13 protein-coding genes and 1 pseudogene are annotated in these 17,291 nt (G+C 74.3%); 6 read left to right on the top strand and 8 right to left on the bottom strand.

Going from position 1 to position 17,291, the window contains the following annotated elements; all coding sequences use genetic code 11:
• Window positions 1-106 precede the first annotated feature (106 nt).
• The gene (locus SYYSPA8_RS13885) at window positions 107-922 is read right to left on the bottom strand and encodes a class I SAM-dependent methyltransferase (RefSeq protein WP_323447442.1); all 816 of its coding nucleotides are present in this window, start codon (window positions 920-922) and stop codon (window positions 107-109) included.
• Complete coding sequence (locus tag SYYSPA8_RS13880; protein WP_323447441.1) at window positions 919-2,694, bottom strand: acyl-CoA dehydrogenase; 1,776 nt, start codon at window positions 2,692-2,694, stop codon at window positions 919-921. Before SYYSPA8_RS13880 ends, SYYSPA8_RS13885 begins: the two co-directional genes overlap by 4 nt.
• Window positions 2,695-2,945: 251 nt before the next feature.
• On the opposite strand from SYYSPA8_RS13880, the gene SYYSPA8_RS13875 reads away from it, so the two are divergent.
• The 3 genes from SYYSPA8_RS13875 (at window position 2,946) to SYYSPA8_RS13865 (ending at window position 5,949) form a co-directional block, all read left to right on the top strand.
• Entirely contained in the window at window positions 2,946-3,896 is a 951-nt protein-coding gene (locus SYYSPA8_RS13875) for a 2-hydroxyacid dehydrogenase (RefSeq protein WP_323447440.1), read from the top strand.
• Between the two features lie 81 nt (window positions 3,897-3,977).
• Window positions 3,978-5,165 carry an acyl-CoA dehydrogenase family protein gene (locus tag SYYSPA8_RS13870; RefSeq protein ID WP_323447439.1) on the top strand — a complete coding sequence of 396 codons (1,188 nt, stop codon included), beginning with the start codon at window positions 3,978-3,980 and terminating at the stop codon, window positions 5,163-5,165.
• Between the two features lie 13 nt (window positions 5,166-5,178).
• Window positions 5,179-5,949: an SDR family oxidoreductase gene (locus tag SYYSPA8_RS13865; protein ID WP_323447438.1), complete on the top strand. Its 771-nt coding sequence runs from the start codon at window positions 5,179-5,181 to the stop codon at window positions 5,947-5,949.
• Here SYYSPA8_RS13865 and SYYSPA8_RS13860 read toward each other — a convergent pair.
• Window positions 5,948-6,159 (bottom strand): annotated as a pseudogene (locus SYYSPA8_RS13860) (5'-3' exonuclease H3TH domain-containing protein); the annotation flags it as partial. The gene SYYSPA8_RS13865 and the pseudogene SYYSPA8_RS13860 sit on opposite strands and share 2 nt — an antisense overlap.
• Window positions 6,160-6,286: 127 nt before the next feature.
• On the opposite strand from SYYSPA8_RS13860, the gene SYYSPA8_RS13855 reads away from it, so the two are divergent.
• From SYYSPA8_RS13855 to SYYSPA8_RS13845, 3 genes are all read left to right on the top strand, one after another.
• A complete protein-coding gene (locus SYYSPA8_RS13855; protein ID WP_323447437.1) occupies window positions 6,287-9,169 on the top strand; it encodes an AfsR/SARP family transcriptional regulator in 2,883 nt (960 codons plus the stop codon).
• An 11-nt stretch (window positions 9,170-9,180) separates the two neighbouring features.
• Window positions 9,181-11,103, top strand: coding sequence for an AfsR/SARP family transcriptional regulator (locus tag SYYSPA8_RS13850; RefSeq protein WP_323447436.1), 1,923 nt, complete (start codon window positions 9,181-9,183; stop codon window positions 11,101-11,103).
• Between the two features lie 232 nt (window positions 11,104-11,335).
• Entirely contained in the window at window positions 11,336-12,211 is an 876-nt protein-coding gene (locus SYYSPA8_RS13845) for a helix-turn-helix domain-containing protein (RefSeq protein WP_323447435.1), read from the top strand.
• Between the two features lie 107 nt (window positions 12,212-12,318).
• Here the strand turns inward: SYYSPA8_RS13845 and SYYSPA8_RS13840 are convergent, their stop codons facing one another.
• The 5 genes from SYYSPA8_RS13840 to SYYSPA8_RS13820 all read right to left on the bottom strand — a co-directional run bounded on the left by SYYSPA8_RS13840 (window position 12,319) and on the right by SYYSPA8_RS13820 (window position 17,272).
• On the bottom strand, window positions 12,319-13,056 hold the full coding sequence (locus SYYSPA8_RS13840) for a YoaK family protein (RefSeq protein WP_323447434.1): 738 nt from the start codon (window positions 13,054-13,056) through the stop codon (window positions 12,319-12,321).
• Entirely contained in the window at window positions 13,037-13,561 is a 525-nt protein-coding gene (locus tag SYYSPA8_RS13835) for a DoxX family protein (RefSeq protein WP_323447433.1), read from the bottom strand. The genes SYYSPA8_RS13840 and SYYSPA8_RS13835 overlap by 20 nt, the downstream gene beginning before the upstream one ends.
• A gap of 65 nt (window positions 13,562-13,626) precedes the next feature.
• Window positions 13,627-14,289 (bottom strand): hydrolase, encoded by a 663-nt coding sequence (locus tag SYYSPA8_RS13830; protein ID WP_323447432.1) that lies wholly within the window; start codon window positions 14,287-14,289, stop codon window positions 13,627-13,629.
• 133 nt (window positions 14,290-14,422) lie between these two features.
• Complete coding sequence (locus tag SYYSPA8_RS13825) at window positions 14,423-16,306, bottom strand: amidohydrolase (RefSeq protein ID WP_323447431.1); 1,884 nt, start codon at window positions 16,304-16,306, stop codon at window positions 14,423-14,425.
• A gap of 237 nt (window positions 16,307-16,543) precedes the next feature.
• Window positions 16,544-17,272 carry an Atu4866 domain-containing protein gene (locus SYYSPA8_RS13820; RefSeq protein WP_323447430.1) on the bottom strand — a complete coding sequence of 243 codons (729 nt, stop codon included), beginning with the start codon at window positions 17,270-17,272 and terminating at the stop codon, window positions 16,544-16,546.
• Window positions 17,273-17,291 lie beyond the last annotated feature (19 nt).

The following is a 17,291-nucleotide window of genomic DNA, read 5'->3' as shown; positions in this document are numbered from 1 at the left end:
GTGTGAATTCGAGGGGAGTGGATTCGAAGGAAATGAATGCTCCTCGCGCGGGGGACGGGCCGGGCACCCGGCCGCTTCGGCCGCACCGGTCCGTCCACCGGCGGCCTCAGGCCGACCCGGGGCCCCCGTCCGCTCCCTGTGGGCCGGGGCGCGCGGGTCTGATGCCCCACGAGGTCCAGAGTTCGTGGCCGTACAGCCCGGCCGACGGATCCCGCAGGACGCGCTGCGCATGGGCCAGATCGGCTTCGCCGACGCCCAGGGCGAGTATCTGCTCGCGGATCCGCTCGAAGGTCATGCCGATCAGTCGCGCCATGAGACTCCCGCCCGGGTGGTAGCCGCGGGACGCCTCGGCCCGTACTCCGGTGATGCCGTGGCGCTCCAGCATGCCGGGGAGGGCCGGGCCGATGGCGGGATCGCCTCCCGCCCGGCGGGACACGGTGCCGTACGCCTCGGCGACCCGTTCGAACCGGGCATCGGGCCGGTTCCTGCGTACGGTGGCGTAGGTGAAGTCGCCGACGACGAGGGTGCCGCCGGGGCGGACCGCGCGGACCAGCCGGGAGAGCACCTCCTCGCGCTCGGGCAGATGGGTCAGCAGGAGCCGGGTGTGGACCAGGTCGAACGCGGACTCCGGCAGCGGGTCGGTGCGCAGATCGTGCCGGCGCGCCTTCAGGTTGGGGCGTTCGTCGAGGAGGGCGATGTCGAGATCGAGGGCGAGGACGGAGCCGTCCTCGCCGACCCGGTCGGCGAGGAGACGGCTGATCGACCCGCCGCCTGCCCCGGCGTCCAGGCAGCGCCAGCCGGAGGCCACGCCGATCGCGTCCAGACACCGGACCGTGTGGGCGTCCAGATAGGACTGGTTGAGGGCGAGCCGTTGCCGTTCCCGCTCCCGGTCGGATTCCTGCGGCAGGATGTAGGCGCTCATGCCGGGGAGGGGCGCATCGCATAGGTGCCGGCGATCGCCTCGACGCTCCGCCAGGTCCGGGCGGTCCGTTCGGCGTCGTGCGCGGGGGCGCGCAGACAGGACAGGGCGTGGGCCCGCTGCTCGTCGGTGGCGCCGGGTTTGCCGTGGAGGTCGGTGAGCGGGTCGGCGAAGTCCCTGATCAACAGCCCGAAGATCTGGTCCAGCAGCTCCCGGTCGGGCCCGGCCTGCCCGGACTGCCCGGCCCGCTGGGCCCGCTGGGCGTGCTGGGCGTGCTGGGCGTGCTGGGCGTGCTCCAGGATCAGCTGGCCGTACACGACCAGCATGAACGACTGCCCGACGGGGAGCATGAAGTCGAGGTCCTCGCGCTGCCGGCGGTCCGGCCCGCAGGTGAGCAGGAGTTCGCGGAAGCCCTCGACCTGCTCCCTGAACCGGGCCACGTTGGGTACGTCCGCGAAGTGGTCGAAGGCGGGGCGCCAGTCGTGGAACCTGACCTCGCCCAGGCCGCCGGCGGGCCCCTGCTCGAACAGGTACCGGTCGTCGGACGCGTCGGTACGGGAGGGCACCGGATCGTACGGGGCGGGGTCGGCCAGCAGGTAGTGGCGCAGGAACTTCAGCATGAGCGCGGTGTTGACATGGACGGTTCCCTCAAGCCTGGGCAGTCCGGGGAGGTCCCGTGCCACCCAGTTGAAGTGGGTGTCGGCCTCGAACCCCTTGGCGGCGATGACGTCCCAGAGCAGGGCCACCACCTTCTCCGCCTCCGTGGTCACCTTCGTCTTCGACATCGAGGTGAAGAGGATGTAGCGCCGGTCGCCCGCGTGGGCCGACTTCACGTAGTCGACCACCCGGTTGGTGAACATCTTCATGGCGACGAGCCGCAGGTAGGCCGCGCTGAAGATGCTGCGGATATGCGGCAGGTCCGTGACCCGCCGCCCGTAGAGCATCCGCTGGTGCGCATGGTTGAGCGACTCGTGGAAGGCGTGCTCGCACGCGCCGATCCCGGCCGTGCCGAGGTTGAACTTGCCGATGTTCACGGTGTTGAGCGCGACATCGAGGGCCGCCCTGCCGATGTGCAGGATGTCCTCCGGGCCCACCGGGTAGCCGTCGAAGCCGATCTCCCCCACGTAGAGGTGGGTGTTGGCGACGTTCCGTACGGCCGTGTAGCTCGGGTGGCGGCTGTCGGCGAGGAAGAACACATAGCCGTCCGGGCCTTCGATGTCGGCGCGCCGCCCGAAGACGGTGACGATTCCGGCGACATTGCCGTTGCCGATGTAGTACTTCGAGCCGCTGGCCGAGAAGCGGCCGTCGCCCGTCGGGGTCAGGACCAGGTCCGTCGCGTAGATATCGGCCCCGTGCTCCTTCTCGGACAGGGCGAACGCCGCCGAATGCCCCTGCCGCAGGAGTTCGACCGTGCGACGGCGGGCGGTCTCGTTGCGGCTCTGCCAGACCGGGGCGAGACCGAGCATGGTCACATGCCAGGTGTACCAGCCGTTGATGCCGTAGAAGGCGAGGACCTCGTTGAACGCCGTGTTGCGCCCGGTGTCCCAGCGGTCGGCGCCCTCAGCGGCGTCGGCGGGTACGAGGCAGTGCGCGAAGATGCCCAACTCTCCCGCGAAGGCGAGGAACTCGGCGAACCAGGTGTCGTAACTCTCCACGAGGAGGCGCTTCCCCCGTTGCTCGAACCACTCGACGCAGGCACGTAACAGTCGGCGGGTCGTCTCGTCGAACTCGGCGGGATCGTACGACCGCGGGTTCAGGACGGAGGGCTCCAGCACGGCACAGCTCCCTGTCTCCGGCAGACCTTCTTCACCGGCGGTGGGGCCACCGCGACCGGCGTCCCCTGCGCCGCAAGATACAAGGGGCCGGTGCACCCCTCAACCCCACGGCGATCTCCCCCGGCCGGCATCATCAACTGTCACCTGTCGGGGCTGTCTGCCCCCGGTCGCCCGGGGATAGTCTGAGCCGCCGGCGCGCAACCGCGTGCGCCGGCGTGCACTCCGTACCCCGAACGGCAAGGTGGGACACGGTGCCCCTCGACGCGCCCCCGGACTCCCGGCAGGTCTGGCTCCCCGCCGAGTTGGCCGGCCTCACCGGTCTGCCCGGCGGGCTGCGGTACGCCCACTGGGACGGACGGTCGCCGTTCCCGGCGGACCCGGGCGCCGTGGAGTTCTACGTACCGCCCTTCGTCAAGGACCTCGACGTCATCAGCAGACCGCTCACCAGGATGAAGCGCCTCAAAGCCGTCCAGGCGCTCAGCTCCGGGACCGACGGGCTGGGGACGTGGCTGCGCCGGCTGCCGGGCCGGGTCGTGTTGTGCAACGCGCGCGGGGTGCACGCCCGCAGCACGGCGGAGCTGGCGCTGGCGCTCATCCTCGCCTCGCTGCGACGGATACCGGAGTTCACCCGCGCCCAGGACCGGGGCGCGTGGCAGCCCGCGGTGTCCCGCTCGCTGTACGGGAGTTCGGTGCTCGTCGTGGGCTACGGAGAGATCGGCTCCGCCCTGGACGACCTCCTCACGCCCTTCGGCTGCGCCGTGACGCGCGTCGCGCGCACCGGCCGGGACTCCCCGCGCGGGCCCGTGCACCCCGTCGCCCGGCTGCCCCGGCTCGTCGCGGGCGCGGACATCGTCGTCCTGACCACCGCGCTGACCCCCGGGACCCGCCACCTGTTCGACGCGGAGCTGCTGGCCCGCGCCCGGGACGGAGCACTGCTGGTGAACGTCGCCAGAGGAGCCGTCGTCGACACGGCCGCCCTGCTCACGGAGGTGGCAAACGGCAGGCTGACGGCCGCGCTCGATGTGACCGACCCGGAACCGCTGCCGGCCGGCCATCCGCTCCGGGGGACACCCGGCGTCCTGATCACCCCGCACGTCGGCGCACTCACCTCCGCCATGTGGCCGCGTCTCGAAGACCTCGTCCGCCGGCAGCTGAACCGTTTCGCTTCGGGCGAGGAACTGGACAACGTCGTCGCCTACTGACCTGGAAGACCCGAAGCACACCGAGCCGTCGCCCCCTCTGCCCCCGCACCGGGGCGGCACGACGAAAGCGCAGGGATGACCGTGGGCACCGCTCCACCCGACACCGCCGAGGGCCTCACACCGGTCGACGCGGCCCGCTCGCTGATCCCGCTCCTCGCCGCCGAAGCGGTCCCCACGGAGGAGCGCAGGGCCCTCACCGGCACCACCGTGACCGCCCTGCGCCGGGCCGGCCTGCTCCGCCTCGGCACCCCCGCCGTGTACGGCGGCCACGGTGCCGGCGCCCTGACGGCGGTGGACGTGTGCGAGGAGCTGGCACGGGGCTGCGCCTCCGCCTCCTGGACCGTGGGCATCGCCTACGGCGGCGCCCTCTTCGCCTCCCAGCTGCCCCACCCCGAGCGCGAGACCCTGTGGCGGGACGACCCGGACGCCGTCGTCTGCGGCACCGCCAACCCCTCCGGAACGGCCCGGCGCACGGACGACGGCTGGATCCTCAGCGGCCGCTGGCCCTGGATCTCCGGCATCCACCACGCGCCCTGGACCCTGCTCGGCTTCCTTTGGCCCGGCACCGGGGGCGAGCCGGAGCGCGGCATGGCCGTGGTCCCCACCTCCGCCCTGACCGTCGAGGACACCTGGCACATGGCGGGCATGCGCGGTACCGGCAGCGACACGGCCGTCGCGGACGACGTGCACGTACCGGACTCCCGCACGATCTCCCTCACCTCCATGGCCGACGGCGCCTACCGGCGGCGCCACCCCGGCGAACCCCGGCTCACCTTCCATCTCTCCATCAACCTGCCCCTGGTGGCGACGGCCGTCGGGATCGCCGCGGCTTCCCTGGAGAAGGTGCTGGAGGCCGCCGCCCGGGGCAGACCGGCACTCTCCCCACTGCACCGGCTGGTCGCCGAGGCCCCCGCCCATCAGCTCAACCTGGCGGACGCCGCGACACTGATCGACACCGCCCGGCTGCATCTGCGCCGCGCCGCCGACGAGACGGACACCCACGCCCGCGCGGGCCACCGCCCCGCGCTCGCCGAACGGGCCCGGCTGCGGATGGACGCCGCCCACGCCATGCGCTGCGCCCGGGACGCCATGAGCCTGCTGCTGGACACCGCGGGCGCGGGCAGCCTCGCGGACGGCTCGGCCCTGCAACGGGCCTGGCGCGACATCGGGACGGCGTCCCGGCACGCCGCGCTCAGCGTCCAGACCAGCAAGGAGATCTACGGCCGCGCCCTGCTCGGCGCCCCGCTGCCGCCGAGCCCGGTCATCTGAGGGGGATCCGACGATGACGAAAATGCCGCCGATGACGCCGCCCGGCCCCCGGGTGGCGCTGATCACCGGCGCGGGACGCGGCATCGGCGCCGCGATCGCCACCCGGCTGCACGCGTCGGGCCACCGGGTGGCCCTGCTGGACCGCGACGGCGACACCGTCACCGCCCTGTCCGGCACGCTCGACCCCGGCGGAGCCGGCACCGCGCTGCCGCTGCGGGCGGACGTGGACGACCCGGACGCGGTCCGCGCGGCGCTGCGCGAGACCGCCGCCGCCTGGCACGCGCCCGACATCCTGATCAACAACGCAGCCCGCACCACCCCCGGTTCGGTATGGGACATCGCACTCGACGAGTGGGACGCCGTCCTGACGACCAACCTGCGCAGCGTCCTCACCCTGACCCGGCTGTGCGCACCCGCGATGCGTGACCGCGGCTGGGGCCGGGTGGTCAACCTCTCCTCCCTGGCCGGCCAGCAGGGCGGCACCCTCGCCGGCGCGCACTACTCCGCCGCCAAGGCGGGCGTCCTCGTCCTGACCAAGGTGTTCGCCCGTGAACTGGCGGGACACGGCGTCACCGTCAACGCGGTCGCCCCGGCCGCCGTCGACACCCCGGCGGTGACCCGGCTCGGCCCGTCGGCGGTGGCCGAGGCGGCCCGGCACATCCCCGTGGGCCGGATGGGCCGGCCGTCGGAGGTGGCCGGCCTCGTGGCCTATCTGGCGAGCGACGAGGGCGGATACGTCACCGGCGCCACCTTCGACATCAACGGCGGCACCCATATGCGCTGAGCGCCGGATCGAAGCCGGGCAGCGGTACGTCGGTGGCGACCCGGACCGCCGCCGCCCGGGGGTGAGCCGGGACGCCGGGTCGGCCACGGCGGCCGGGATCCCGGCCAGGTCCCCGTACGCGTCCAGCGGCTTCGCCGCCGTCTTCTCGCCGACGCCCGGCACCCCCGGCAGGCCGTCGCCCGGGTCGCCCCGCGGCAGCGCCGGATCCGCTCACCCGCAGCCGTGCCGCTGCGCCGCTGTGCCGGATCGTCCGCCGAAGTGGGCGATACTGAGGTACGGCGGGACGGCCATACGGTTCGAGTGCCGTGTCGGCGGTGCCCCAAGGGAGGCTGAGCGGGTGGAACCGGTGCGGTTCGAGATCCTCGGGCAGGTCCGGGCCTGGAGGGAGGGGACCGAGCTGTACCCCGCCCGCCCGCAGGAGCGCGCGCTGCTCGCCCTGTTGCTCATCCGGGCGGGTCAGCCCGTCGCGTTGAGCGATCTGGTGGCCGGACTCTGGGGGAATGAGCCGCCGCACAGCGCCGTCAATGTGATCCACCGTCATGTCGGTTCGCTGCGACGGCTGCTGGAGCCCGGCCTTCCGGCCCGCGCCGCCGGCCGCTGGCTGGTGCGGGCCGCCGGTGGCTATCAGCTGAGCACGGACACGGACTCGCTGGACCTGCTGGCGTTCCGGCGGCTGTGCGAGGAGGCCCGGCAGGCGGTCGCCGAGGACGCCCCCGCGCGGGCGGCGGATCTCTTCACCGAGGCCCTGGGCCTGTGGCGTGGACCGGTCGCCGCCGGGCTCGCCCCCGGGGCCCGGGCGCTGCTCCCGCTCGACGCCCTGGACCGCGAGCACCTGTCGGCCGTGCGCGAAGCCGCGGACACGGCGGTCGCGGCCGGCCGGCCCGGCGCCGTCCTCGCGGAACTGCGCAAGGCCGCCGCGGACCATCCGCTGGACGAGCCGGTCCAGGCCCGGCTCATGCTCGCGCTGGCGGCCACCGGCCGGCGCACGGAGGCGCTGAGCGCGTACGGGGCGGTCCGTGACCGGCTCGCCGCCGAGCTGGGCATCGATCCCGGACCCGAACTCCTGGAGCTGCACAGGGCCGTGCTCCTCGACGTCCCGCCCGGCGCGGCCCCGCCCAAGCCGCGGCCCCAGGCCCTGCCGATCCCCGCCCAACTGCCCCACGACCTGCCCACGTTCACCGGGCGCCGCACCGACCTGGACCGGGCGCTCGCCCTGCTCGTGGACGGCGCGGAGACAACCGGCACGGCCACGATCGCGGCGATCAGCGGCATGGCGGGCGTCGGCAAGAGCACCTTCGCCGTGCACCTCGCCCACCGGCTGGCCGACCGCTTCCCCGACGGACAGCTCTACGTGAACCTGCGCGGATTCGACCCGTCCGGGGCGATCCTGCAACCGGTGGACGCCGTCCGCGGATTACTGGACGCACTCGGCGTACCACCCGAGCACATCCCGCGCTGCCCGGACGCGCAGGCCGCGCTCTACCGCAGCGTCCTGGCCGGCCGGCGCGTCCTCGTCGTCCTGGACAACGCCCGCGACACGGAGCACGTACGCCCCCTGCTGCCCGGCACCTCCGGCTGTCTCACCCTCGTCACCAGCCGCAACGAACTGCCCGGGCTCGTGGCCGCGCACGGCGCCCACCTGCTGACCCTGCGCCCCTTCGACGGCCCGGAGGCGCGGGAGCTGCTCGCGCTCCGCCTCGGCGCCGACCGGGTCACCGCCGAACCCCGCGCGGTGGACGAGATCATCCGGCGCTGCGCGGGCCTGCCGCTCGCACTGACCTGCCTCGCCGCCCGGGCCGCGGCCCGCCCCGGCTTCCCGCTGTCCGCCGTCGCCACCGAACTGCGCCAGGCGCACGGCAGCCTCGACGCGTTCACCGTGCCCGATGTCTCCGTCGACGTCAGCACCGTCTTCTCGTGGTCCTCCGGTACTCTGCGCGCCGCATCCGCCCACCTCTTCGGACTTCTCGCCCTGCACCCGGGACCGGACGTCACGGCACCCGCCGCTGCCGTACTCGCCGGTGTCCCGGCGCGGCGGGGCAGAGCGCTGCTCGCCGAACTGGTCGGTGCCCATCTGGTCACCGAGCACGCGCCCGGCCGCTACGCCTTCCACGACCTGCTGCGTGCCCACGCGGCCGAACTGCTGCACGCCCGGCACCCCGGGGCCGAACGCGAGGAGGCCACGGACCGGCTGTACGGGTACTACGCGGCCACGGCCCACGCCGCCTGCGCCCTGCTGGCACCCGCCGCCGACCCCGTACCCGGCCCGCCCTGTGCGACGGCGGCCGGGTCCCTGACCGACGACCGGGGCGCGCTGGCCTGGCTCACCGCCGAATATCCCGTGCTGCTCGCCGTCGTCGCCGCGGCCGCCGCGTCCGGCCGGGACCGGCTGGCGTGCGGTCTTGTCTGGTCCCTGGAGCCCTACTTCGACCGCCGGGGTTACTGGCACGACGGGCTGGCCGCCCACCGCACCGCGCTCGACCTGGCCCGGGGCCTCGACGACCCCCCGACCACCGCCCGCGCACTGCGCGGTCTCGCCCGTGCCGAGGGCCGGGTGGGCCTGCACGACCGGTCCCGGCCCCGGCTGGCCGCTGCCCTGGACCTGGCCGTCGAGCTGAACGACGACATCGGCCGGGCCCACACCCACCGCAGTCTCGGGTGGGAGAGCGACCAGCAGGGCGACACCGCCGGCGCCCTGCGGCACAACCGACGGGCGCTCGACCTGTTCACGGCCGCCGGGCACCGGCCGGGCCGGGCCTCCGTGCTGAACTCCGTCGGCTGGTACCACGCCCGGCTCGGGGAGTTCCGCGAGGCACTCGCCCACTGCTACCGGGCACTGACCACGCTCCAGGAACTCGGGGACCGCTACGGACAGGCCGCCGCCTGGGACAGCATCGCCTATGCCCATCACCACCTGGGGCGGCATCCGCAAGCCCTGGCCGGCTATCGGAACGCGCTGGACCTCTACCGCGAACTCGGTGTGCCCTACCTGGAGGCCGAGACCCTGAACCGGATGGGCGACACCCATCTCGCGACCGGCGGCATCGAGGCGGCCCGGGACTCCTGGGGGGAGGCGCTCACCCTCTTCACCGAGCTGGGGCACCCCCTGGCCGAGCAGGTCGGCGCACGGCTGGACGAACAGCGGCGCGGACGGGCCGACGGCACCCCGGCCACCGGGGGCGGCACCGTCCGACAGGTCGCCCGCCCGCGCACGGACCGGTGACCCGGGGGCGCATGGCACCCCCGTTCCCCCGGCCGCGCCCCACCCTCTCGGACAAGGGGGCCGGGCCTGCCCGGCAGGGGACGGGCCCGGCGCCGGCGGTGCGGTTCGAAGTGCTGGGACCCCTGCGGGTGTGGCGCGGGACGGGCGAACTCGACCTCGGGTTCCCCCAGCAGCGTGCCCTGCTCGCCCTGCTCCTGGTGCGGGCCGGCCGCCCCGTACCGTCGGGGGAGATCGTCGAGGCCCTGTGGTCCGGCCGGCCCCCGGCGAGCGCGGCCCACGTGGTACGCCGGTACGCGGGCTCCTTGCGCCGACTTCTGGAGCCGGAACTTCCGCCTCGCGCCCCCGGCCGACGTGTCCTGCGGCGCGGTGGCGGCTACCTGCTGCACGCCGAGAACACCGAGGTCGATCTGCTGCGGTTCCGGGACCTGGTCGGACGGGCCCACCGGCACGCCGCCGCCGGACGGCCCGATTCCGCGCTGGAGGGGTTCATCGAGGCGCTGAGCCAGTGGCGCGGGCCGGTCGCCCAGGGCGTACCCGAGGCGGTCCGCGCCCACCCCCGGTTCGCGGTCGTGGAGCGCGAGATCGTCTCGGCCACGGCCACCGCCGCCGATCTCGCACTGCGCCACGGTGGCACCGCGCGGATCCTGCCCAGTGTCGGCAGGGCCGTCGCCCTCGCCCCGCTGGACGAGTCGCTGCACGCCCGGCTGGTCCTCGGCCTCGCCGCGGTCGGGGCGCAGGCGGAGGCGCTCGCCGCCTACGAGGCCGCCCGCCATCGGCTCGCCGCAGAACTGGGCGTCCTCCCCGGGGCGGAGCTGAGCGCGGCCCACACCCGGGTGCTGCGCCGGCAGGTGCCGCGGACGCGTCCCGCCATGACGGCGTACGGCGTTCCCACCCAGCTGCCCCCCGATCTCGCCGTGTTCACGGGGCGCGCGGCGGAACTCGCCACGCTCACCGCTGCCGCCGCCGCCGCCGACGACGCCACGCTCACCGCCGCCGCCGACGCCGCGGACGCGGCCGGCGGCGCGGCGACCGTCGTCATCGGCGGAGCCGCGGGTGCGGGCAAGAGCACCCTCGCCATCCACTGGGCCCACACCGCCGCCGCCCGCTTCCCGGACGGCCGGCTCCACGTCGAACTCGGGGGATTCGACCCGGTCCGCCACCCGCTCGACCCGGCGGAGGCCCTGCGGGGCATGCTCGTGTCGCTCGGCGTCCCCGACCGCGGGCTGCCGGACACCACCGAGGCGCTGACCCGTCTCTACCGGAAGCTGATGGCCGGACGCCGCGCACTCGTCGTCCTCGACGACGCCGCGGGAGCCGATCAGGTACGCCCGCTGCTGCCCGCCGCGCCGGGCTGCCTCACGCTGGTCACCAGCAGGCTCGACCTGTCGCCCCTGGTCTCCCGGGGCGCCCGCCCGCTGCGGCTGCGCCTCCCGCCGGCCCGGGAGGCGGAGGCGATCCTGGCGCGGCGGATCGGAGCGGCGCGCGCGGCCGCCGAACCCGAGGCGGTCCGCGACATCGCGGCCCGCTGCGGACACCTTCCCCTGGCGCTGGCCGCCGTCGCCGCCCGGGCCGTGGCCCGCCCCCACTTTCCGCTGGCCGCCCTCGCCGGGGAACTCCGGTCAGGTGGCGGGCTCGACGCGTTCCCGGCCGGCGTCCGCACCGCGTTCCAGTGCTCCTGCCGGGCGCTGCCACCCGAGGACGCCCGGCTCTTCCGGTCGCTGTCCCGGCACCCCGGCCCCCGGATCACACCGGCGTCGGCGGCGGCGCTGACGGGCCTGCCCGTCCTCGATGCCGGTGCCCGCCTGCGCGCGCTCAGCGGCGTCCACCTCCTGACGGAGAGCGAGCCCGGGGCCGGGCCCGCCCACTACACCCTCCACCCGCTGCTGCGGTCGTTCGCCGCCGAACTGGCCGACGAGCAGGGCATTGGCCGCTGACCTTCGGCGTCACTTTTCTTGCACATCCGCCCGCCTAAGCTCCACGCGGAGCGGACGAGGGCCCACGGCAGGGCCCGGTGCGCGCGCACCGCGGCCGGACCCGCAGGCCACCAGGTGCCCCGCTCCAGGACCCTGGCAGAGAAGTCCCCGGAGGCGACGGCAGACGATGCACCCCACCACCGCTCCCCGGTCCGACGGGCCGGCCCCGCTCCGGCCGAAGGCTCCGCGCCGTGTGCCCCTGGGCCTGCACCTGGTCGTCTCCGAAGCGGCGCCGGCCGCCCTGCCCCGTACCGCCGGACCCGTCGGAGGCATTCCGGCGCACCTCGCCGGGAGCCCGGTCCGGTTCACCGCCCGGGACAGCGGTGAGTACCTCTTCATCGGGGTGCACGGCGGCGTCGCGCCCTGCCGGCGGCTCCCCGTGGAGATCGCCCTCGCTCCCGGCGACATCTGCTTCTACGACGCCCACCGGCCGACCTCGCTCGACTTCCCCGAGGAGTTCCGGACCACGGTCTTCCTGGTGCCGCGCGCCGTGCTCGGGCTCACGGAGACCGCCCTGCACGGGCTCAGCCGGTCGCCCGTCACCCGTGGCTCGCGCCTGGGCGCCCTGCTGTCGCCCTTCCTCTCCGCTCTGGCCGGCTCCGCGGCCCACTCCGAGCCCGCCGTCAGCGAGGCACTCGTGCGCGACGGGGTGAACCTGCTGGCCACAGCCGCCGCCGAGCAACTTCGTGGCTCGGAGCCGCCGTCCTGCGGCGTCGAGCTGTCCCTCCTGTCCCGGATCCTCGACCACATCGAACTGCGCCTGGCCCAGGCCGACCTCTCCCCGGAGATGATCGCCCGCGCCCACCACATCTCCGTCCGCTATCTGCACAAGCTGTTCCAGGAGCAGGGTCTGACCGTCGGCCGCTGGATCCAGCGCCGCCGGCTGGAGGAGTGCCGCCGTGAGCTGCTGCGCCACGGCGGATCGCGACGGACGATCGCCGCCGTGGCGGGGCGCTGGGGTTTCGTCAGCGCCTCCCACTTCAGCCGGGTGTTCCGGGACGCGTACGGGATGTCGCCCCGCGAGTGGCGGGAGGCCTGTGGGCGGGGCACGCGGGGTACGGGCGGCTGACCGCGCGAACGGACCCGCGAACGGACCCGCGAAGGGACCCGCGAACGGACCCGCGAACGGGCGGCCGGACCCGGAGGTACGGCCGCCCGCCCATGGGGGGAGACCGGTCAGGAGGGCGGACGGGTCCATGCCGTGCCACCGGCGGACAGCCGGTACGCGGCCACCGACGTGCCGACGACCAGCAGCAGGACCAGGCCCAGGAGCAGCACGAGCCGGTCGTACTCGATGAGGACAGCCCCCACCACGGCGCCGAGGAACATCGTCAGCACGGACAGGATCCGGCGCCCGGGGCGGGGCGCCCTGCCGCCGCCGGCGGTGGAGTCGGCGGCGAGCCCGGTCAGGGTCAGTGTCAGCACGGTCGTGGTGAGGTCCGGGACGCCGAGGCGCCGGGCGACCGCGTTCTGGGCGCCCATCGCCACCCCGAGGAACACGATCAGGGTGTACCGGACCGGGGTGGTGACCTCGCCGCCCGTGCTCGCGGCGACGGCCACCGTGACCGCGACCAGGGCCGCCTGTGCCGCCGAGGCCACGGCGAGCAGCCGCCCGCGGTTCCCGGCGAACCGCAGGCCCAGACGGCCCCCGGCGAGCGCCCCCGCCAGGAACGCCGTGAGGGACACGGCCGAAGCGGGCGCGGACAGTCCGTCGGCACCGGTGAGGGCGAAGCCGAGGAAGACCACGTTGCCGGTCATGTTGGCGACGAACACCTGCCCGAGGGCGAGATAGCTCACCGCGTCCACCAGCCCGGTGACCAGGGTCAGGGTCAGGAGCAGCGGAGGCAGCGGCCCATGGCGGTCCTCCTGCGGCGGAACCAGCGTCCGGTAGGCGTCAGTCAGCAGGGCGCGCATGGCGGACTCCTTCCGCGACGGCCGGCGGGCGGTGCAGCGCGGCACGGGTGAGCAGTCCGCTCAGCGGCCCCACCACGGTCGCCGTGACGGTGATCCACACCGGCCAGGGCGTCACCCCCAGCGCCTGGTCCAGGGACCAGCCGCCCGGACCGGTCAGGGCCAGCGAGGCCGACACGACCACGAGGATCAGGGGGTACTCGTATCCGTCGTGCTGCACCCACAGACCGTGGGGCCGTTTGACGGTGCCGGCGACCGTCATCACGCCCATGGCCGCCATCGCCGCCAGCGGGGTGAGCAGCCCGGCGGCCAGGAACAGGCCGGCCCCGATCTGGCTGCCTCCCGCGGCGACGGCGGTCAGCCGGCCGCCCCGGAATCCGTCGCGGCGGAACTCCTCCGTACCGCCCGCCAGTCCGTCGCCGCCCAGCAGGTGGCTCACCTTCTGCACCCCGTGACCGGCGATGAGCAGCCCCACCACCAGTCGAAGGAGCAGCAGTCCAGCGTCCATCGTTCTTCCGCCGTTCCTGACTCGGAATTGTTCTGAATCGCTCTGGTTCGTCCGGGCCCGGCGGGTCAGCCGACGGCGTGCTCGCCGATGACGGCCTGCGCGTAGACGAGGCCGATGCCGTAGGCGCCGCCGTGCTCCTTGACCAGCTCCGTCACGGACTTGTACGTCTCCGTCCGCGCCCAGTCGCGCTGAAGCTCCAGCAGTACCTGCACCCAGGTGACCGGGGCGGCACCGGCGGCCACCATCCGCCGCATGGCGTGCTCGTGGGCCTCGGGGCTGACACCGCCCGACGCGTCGGCGACCACGTAGACCTCGTATCCCTGGGCGAGCGCCGAGAGGGTGGGCCCGACCACGCAGACCTCGGTCCACAGGCCGGCGATGACCAGTTTGGTGCGGCCGGTCGCCTTGACCGCGTCGACGAAGTTCTCGTCCTCCCAGGCGTTCATCGTGGTGCGGTCGATGATCCTGTTGCTCGGGTCGAGCGAGGCGAGCTGGGGCAGGAGTGGGCCGGAGAAGGACTCGGCGGCCACGGTGCTCAGGACGGTCGGGACGCCGAAGATCCGGGCGGCCTTGGCGAGGCCCACCGTCGCGTTGATGATCGAGGTGCGGTCGCCGCTGCCCGTGGCGAAGAACATCTGGGGCTGGTGGTCCACCAGGAGCAGCGCACAGTTGTCGGGGGTCAGCAGGTCCGGGCTGGGAGCCGTGGTGACCTCGGCGATGTCGACCATGAGGGGTCAGCCTTTCCGTGGGGTGGTCCGGCGCGGACCGCTGTCCGCGCCGTGGTGGCACCGTCCGGTGGACGGAAGCACGGGGTGGGTGTCCCGGTGGGGCGGCCGGTGGCGGGCCGGTCCCCACCCGGGGTCAGAGGGCGAAGCAGGGGTCGAAGAACGCGCCCGCCGGGTGCGGGGCGAGCCCGCGGCCGGTGCGCCACAGCCGGTGCTCCTCGGACTCCGAGACGGCCTCGCCGATCAGGTGTGCCTGCCGTACGCCGGGTACGAGGACGGGCCTGCCGGACTGATAGCCGCCGTAGTGCTTCACGGGGCTCCAGCCGGGGCTGATCGCGGGCAACTCCTCGTCCAGGCCCTCGTACTCGGCGGCGGCGTAGACGATCCGGCCACCGGTGACGGTCAGCAGCGACTCGATGTGCGCGATGTCCGGCTCGGCGACGGTGAAGCAGTCCTCCGACAGCACCGCGAGATCCGCGTAGAAGCCGGGGCGCAGGATGCCCTTGACGTGCTCCTCGCCGGTGAGCGCGGCGCCCGCGCGGGTGAACATCTCCAGCGCCGTGCTCCTGTCCACGCGGTTCGACCGGGGGCGCAGGGCGAGCCCGCCCGAGGTGCGGCCGCTGACCAGCCAGTGCAGTGCCACCCACGGGTTGTACGTGGAGACCCGGGTGGCGTCCGTGCCCGCGGCCACGGTCAGGCCGCGCCGGAGCATCTCCCGCAGCGGCGGGGCGTCCGCGGCGGCCCCGGGGCCGTAGCGGCGCAGGAACGCCTCGCCCTGGAAGGACAGCCTGTTCTGCACGGAGAGCGCGCCGCCCAGGGCGGCGATGCGGTCCAGGCTGTCGGGCGAGACGGTCTCCGCGTGGTCGAACAGCCAGCGGTTGCCGGCCGGGAACAGGCCTTCGGCGGCCAGTGCCTCGAACACCGCGAGGTCGCGCCTGATGGTCTCGTCGTACGTCGCGTGGAGCCGGAAACCCCAGCCGTTCTCCATGAGCAGCCGCACCGCCGTCCCGAACTCGGCCTCGTAGTCGGTGAGGTGGGGGTGGGGCTGGGCGAAGTTCTCGAAGTCCGCCGCCGCCCAGGTGAGGTTCTCGCCCGCGCCGTTCAGCCGCAGCCAGGCGTCCCCGTCCCCCGGGCGGATCATCCCGATCCAGCGCCGCAGGTCGTCCAGCTCCTGGCCCGCGGTCTGCGGGAAGAGGTGGTAGGCGATCCGCAGCGACAACGCGCCCTCGGCGGCGAGTTCGACGACGGTGGCGTAGTTCTCGGGGAAGTTCTGGAACCCGCCCGCGGCGTCGATCGCGGAGGTGAGCCCGAACCGGTTGAGTTCCCGCAGGAAGTGCCGGGTCGAGGTCTTGCGGTCCTCGCCCTCCAGCATGGGTGCCCTGGCCAGCGTTGAATAGAGCAGGTGCGCGCTGGGCGCGGCCAGCAGCACGCCGGTCGGCTCTCCGCCCCGGCCGCGCACGATCTGACCGCCCTGGGGATCGGGCGTGTCCTTGCCGAAGCCGACGGCCTTCAGGGCGGCCCGGTTGAGCACGGCCGACTGATAGAGGTGCAGCACGAACACCGGGGTGTCGGGCGCCGCCGCGTTCAGCTCCGCCACGGTCGGCAGCCGGCGCTCGGCGAACTGCTCCGCCGACCAGCCGCCGACCACGCGCACCCACTGTCCCCTCGGGGTCCGCGCGGCCTGCTCGCGCAGCATGGCGAGCCCCTGCCGCAGTGAGCGCACCCCGTCCCAGCGCAGCTCCAGCACATAGGTGAGGCCGCCTCGGATGACATGCAGATGGGAGTCGTTGAGACCGGGGATGATCCGGCGGCCGAGGGCGTCGACGACCTTGGTCCGCGGGCCGATGCGCGCGGCCACGTCCTTCTCGTCGCCGACGACCGTGAGCACGCCGTCCCTGACGGCGAGCGCCTCCGCCCGCGGGCGTCGGGGGTCGCCGGTGTGGATGGCCGCATTGCGGACGACGAGGTCGGCGGCGCCGGCGGCGTCGGTGGCTCGGGGGACGTATCCGCCGACGGGCATGGGCGGCACCGTGGGCAACCCCTTTCGGGAACGGGACGGGCGCAGGCCGGGGCGACCCGCGCGGGACTGCCCCGTGGAGGCGGGGGCGGGTGCCGGCGGGAGGCGCGTCCACCGGCCCGACCGACGTTAGGCCGGACGGGCCCCCGTGCCTTGCCTCCGCGTGCACCGGTGCCGTCCTGACAGTGCACGGGCGGGAGCACCCCGTCCGCGCGTTCCCCGCGCCCCGCGAGACGCTCCTCAGCGCCTCGTGAAGCGGTACCCCGCGTGATGGAGCACGCCGTCCCTGAATTCACCGAAGGCCCAGAAGCCCAGATCGTCCAGGTAGTCGATGCGGGTGCCGTCGATCCAGTAGCGGCCCCGGTAGGCGCTCCGCCGGTCTCCGCGTGCCTCGTCGTAGCGCCCGTCGGGCCGGAGTTCCTGGTGGATGAAGCCGCTCTCGTCGACCCAGGTGCCGAGGTGGGGGTGGTCCGCGGCGGGAGACGAGGCCGCAGGGGAGGAGACCGCAGGAGAGGGGGACGCGGCGGTGGTGTCCGGGGCGTGGTCGTTGTGGAGGTGGAGCCGGCCGCCGATGAACAGCAGGGCGAGATGGCTGCCACGGGACGGAACGGCTCCCTGGAGGGTTCCCGGGGCGTCGGTGATCCGCAGGACCGCGATATCGGCGGGTTCGCCGGGGGAGAGCGTGGCGGCCGGGGCGGGTGAGGCGAAGTCGGCGGCGGCGGGCAGGACGACCGCGCCCGCGCAGTCGATGACGATCATGTTGTCGTCCTCGGCCGCCGTCAGGAGACCCGGGCCCACGCCCACGATCACCGAGCCGTGGATGAGGACGTCGGCGCTCTGCCAGTCGCCCATCGAGGGGTTGGCGGTGATGACGCTTCCGCCGGTCAGGAGCAGCGGGCGCCCCTGGGGATCGCGGAGCTGTGCCCCGGCGTACGCGTCACGGAGGGGGTGGACGACCGTGCTGGACATGGCGGCCTGCTTCCATCGG

The sequence above is a fragment of the Streptomyces yaizuensis genome, from assembly GCF_034961445.1.
GTDB classification, from domain to species: Bacteria; Actinomycetota; Actinomycetes; order Streptomycetales; family Streptomycetaceae; genus Streptomyces; species Streptomyces yaizuensis.
This window is presented reverse-complemented; position numbering and strand designations above follow the sequence as displayed.

Bases quoted from the DNA above. Each gene is read 5' to 3' on its own strand.
- SYYSPA8_RS13835 (WP_323447433.1), bottom strand. From the start codon at position 13,561: ATGGACGCTGGACTGCTGCTCCTTCGACTGGTGGTGGGGCTGCTCATC.
- SYYSPA8_RS13820 (WP_323447430.1), bottom strand. From the start codon at position 17,272: ATGTCCAGCACGGTCGTCCACCCCCTCCGTGACGCGTACGCCGGGGCA.
- SYYSPA8_RS13840 (WP_323447434.1), bottom strand. From the start codon at position 13,056: ATGCGCGCCCTGCTGACTGACGCCTACCGGACGCTGGTTCCGCCGCAG.
- SYYSPA8_RS13825 (WP_323447431.1), bottom strand. From the start codon at position 16,306: ATGCCCGTCGGCGGATACGTCCCCCGAGCCACCGACGCCGCCGGCGCC.
- SYYSPA8_RS13830 (WP_323447432.1), bottom strand. From the start codon at position 14,289: ATGGTCGACATCGCCGAGGTCACCACGGCTCCCAGCCCGGACCTGCTG.
- SYYSPA8_RS13850 (WP_323447436.1), top strand. From the start codon at position 9,181: ATGGCACCCCCGTTCCCCCGGCCGCGCCCCACCCTCTCGGACAAGGGG.
- SYYSPA8_RS13885 (WP_323447442.1), bottom strand. From the start codon at position 922: ATGAGCGCCTACATCCTGCCGCAGGAATCCGACCGGGAGCGGGAACGG.
- SYYSPA8_RS13865 (WP_323447438.1), top strand. From the start codon at position 5,179: ATGACGAAAATGCCGCCGATGACGCCGCCCGGCCCCCGGGTGGCGCTG.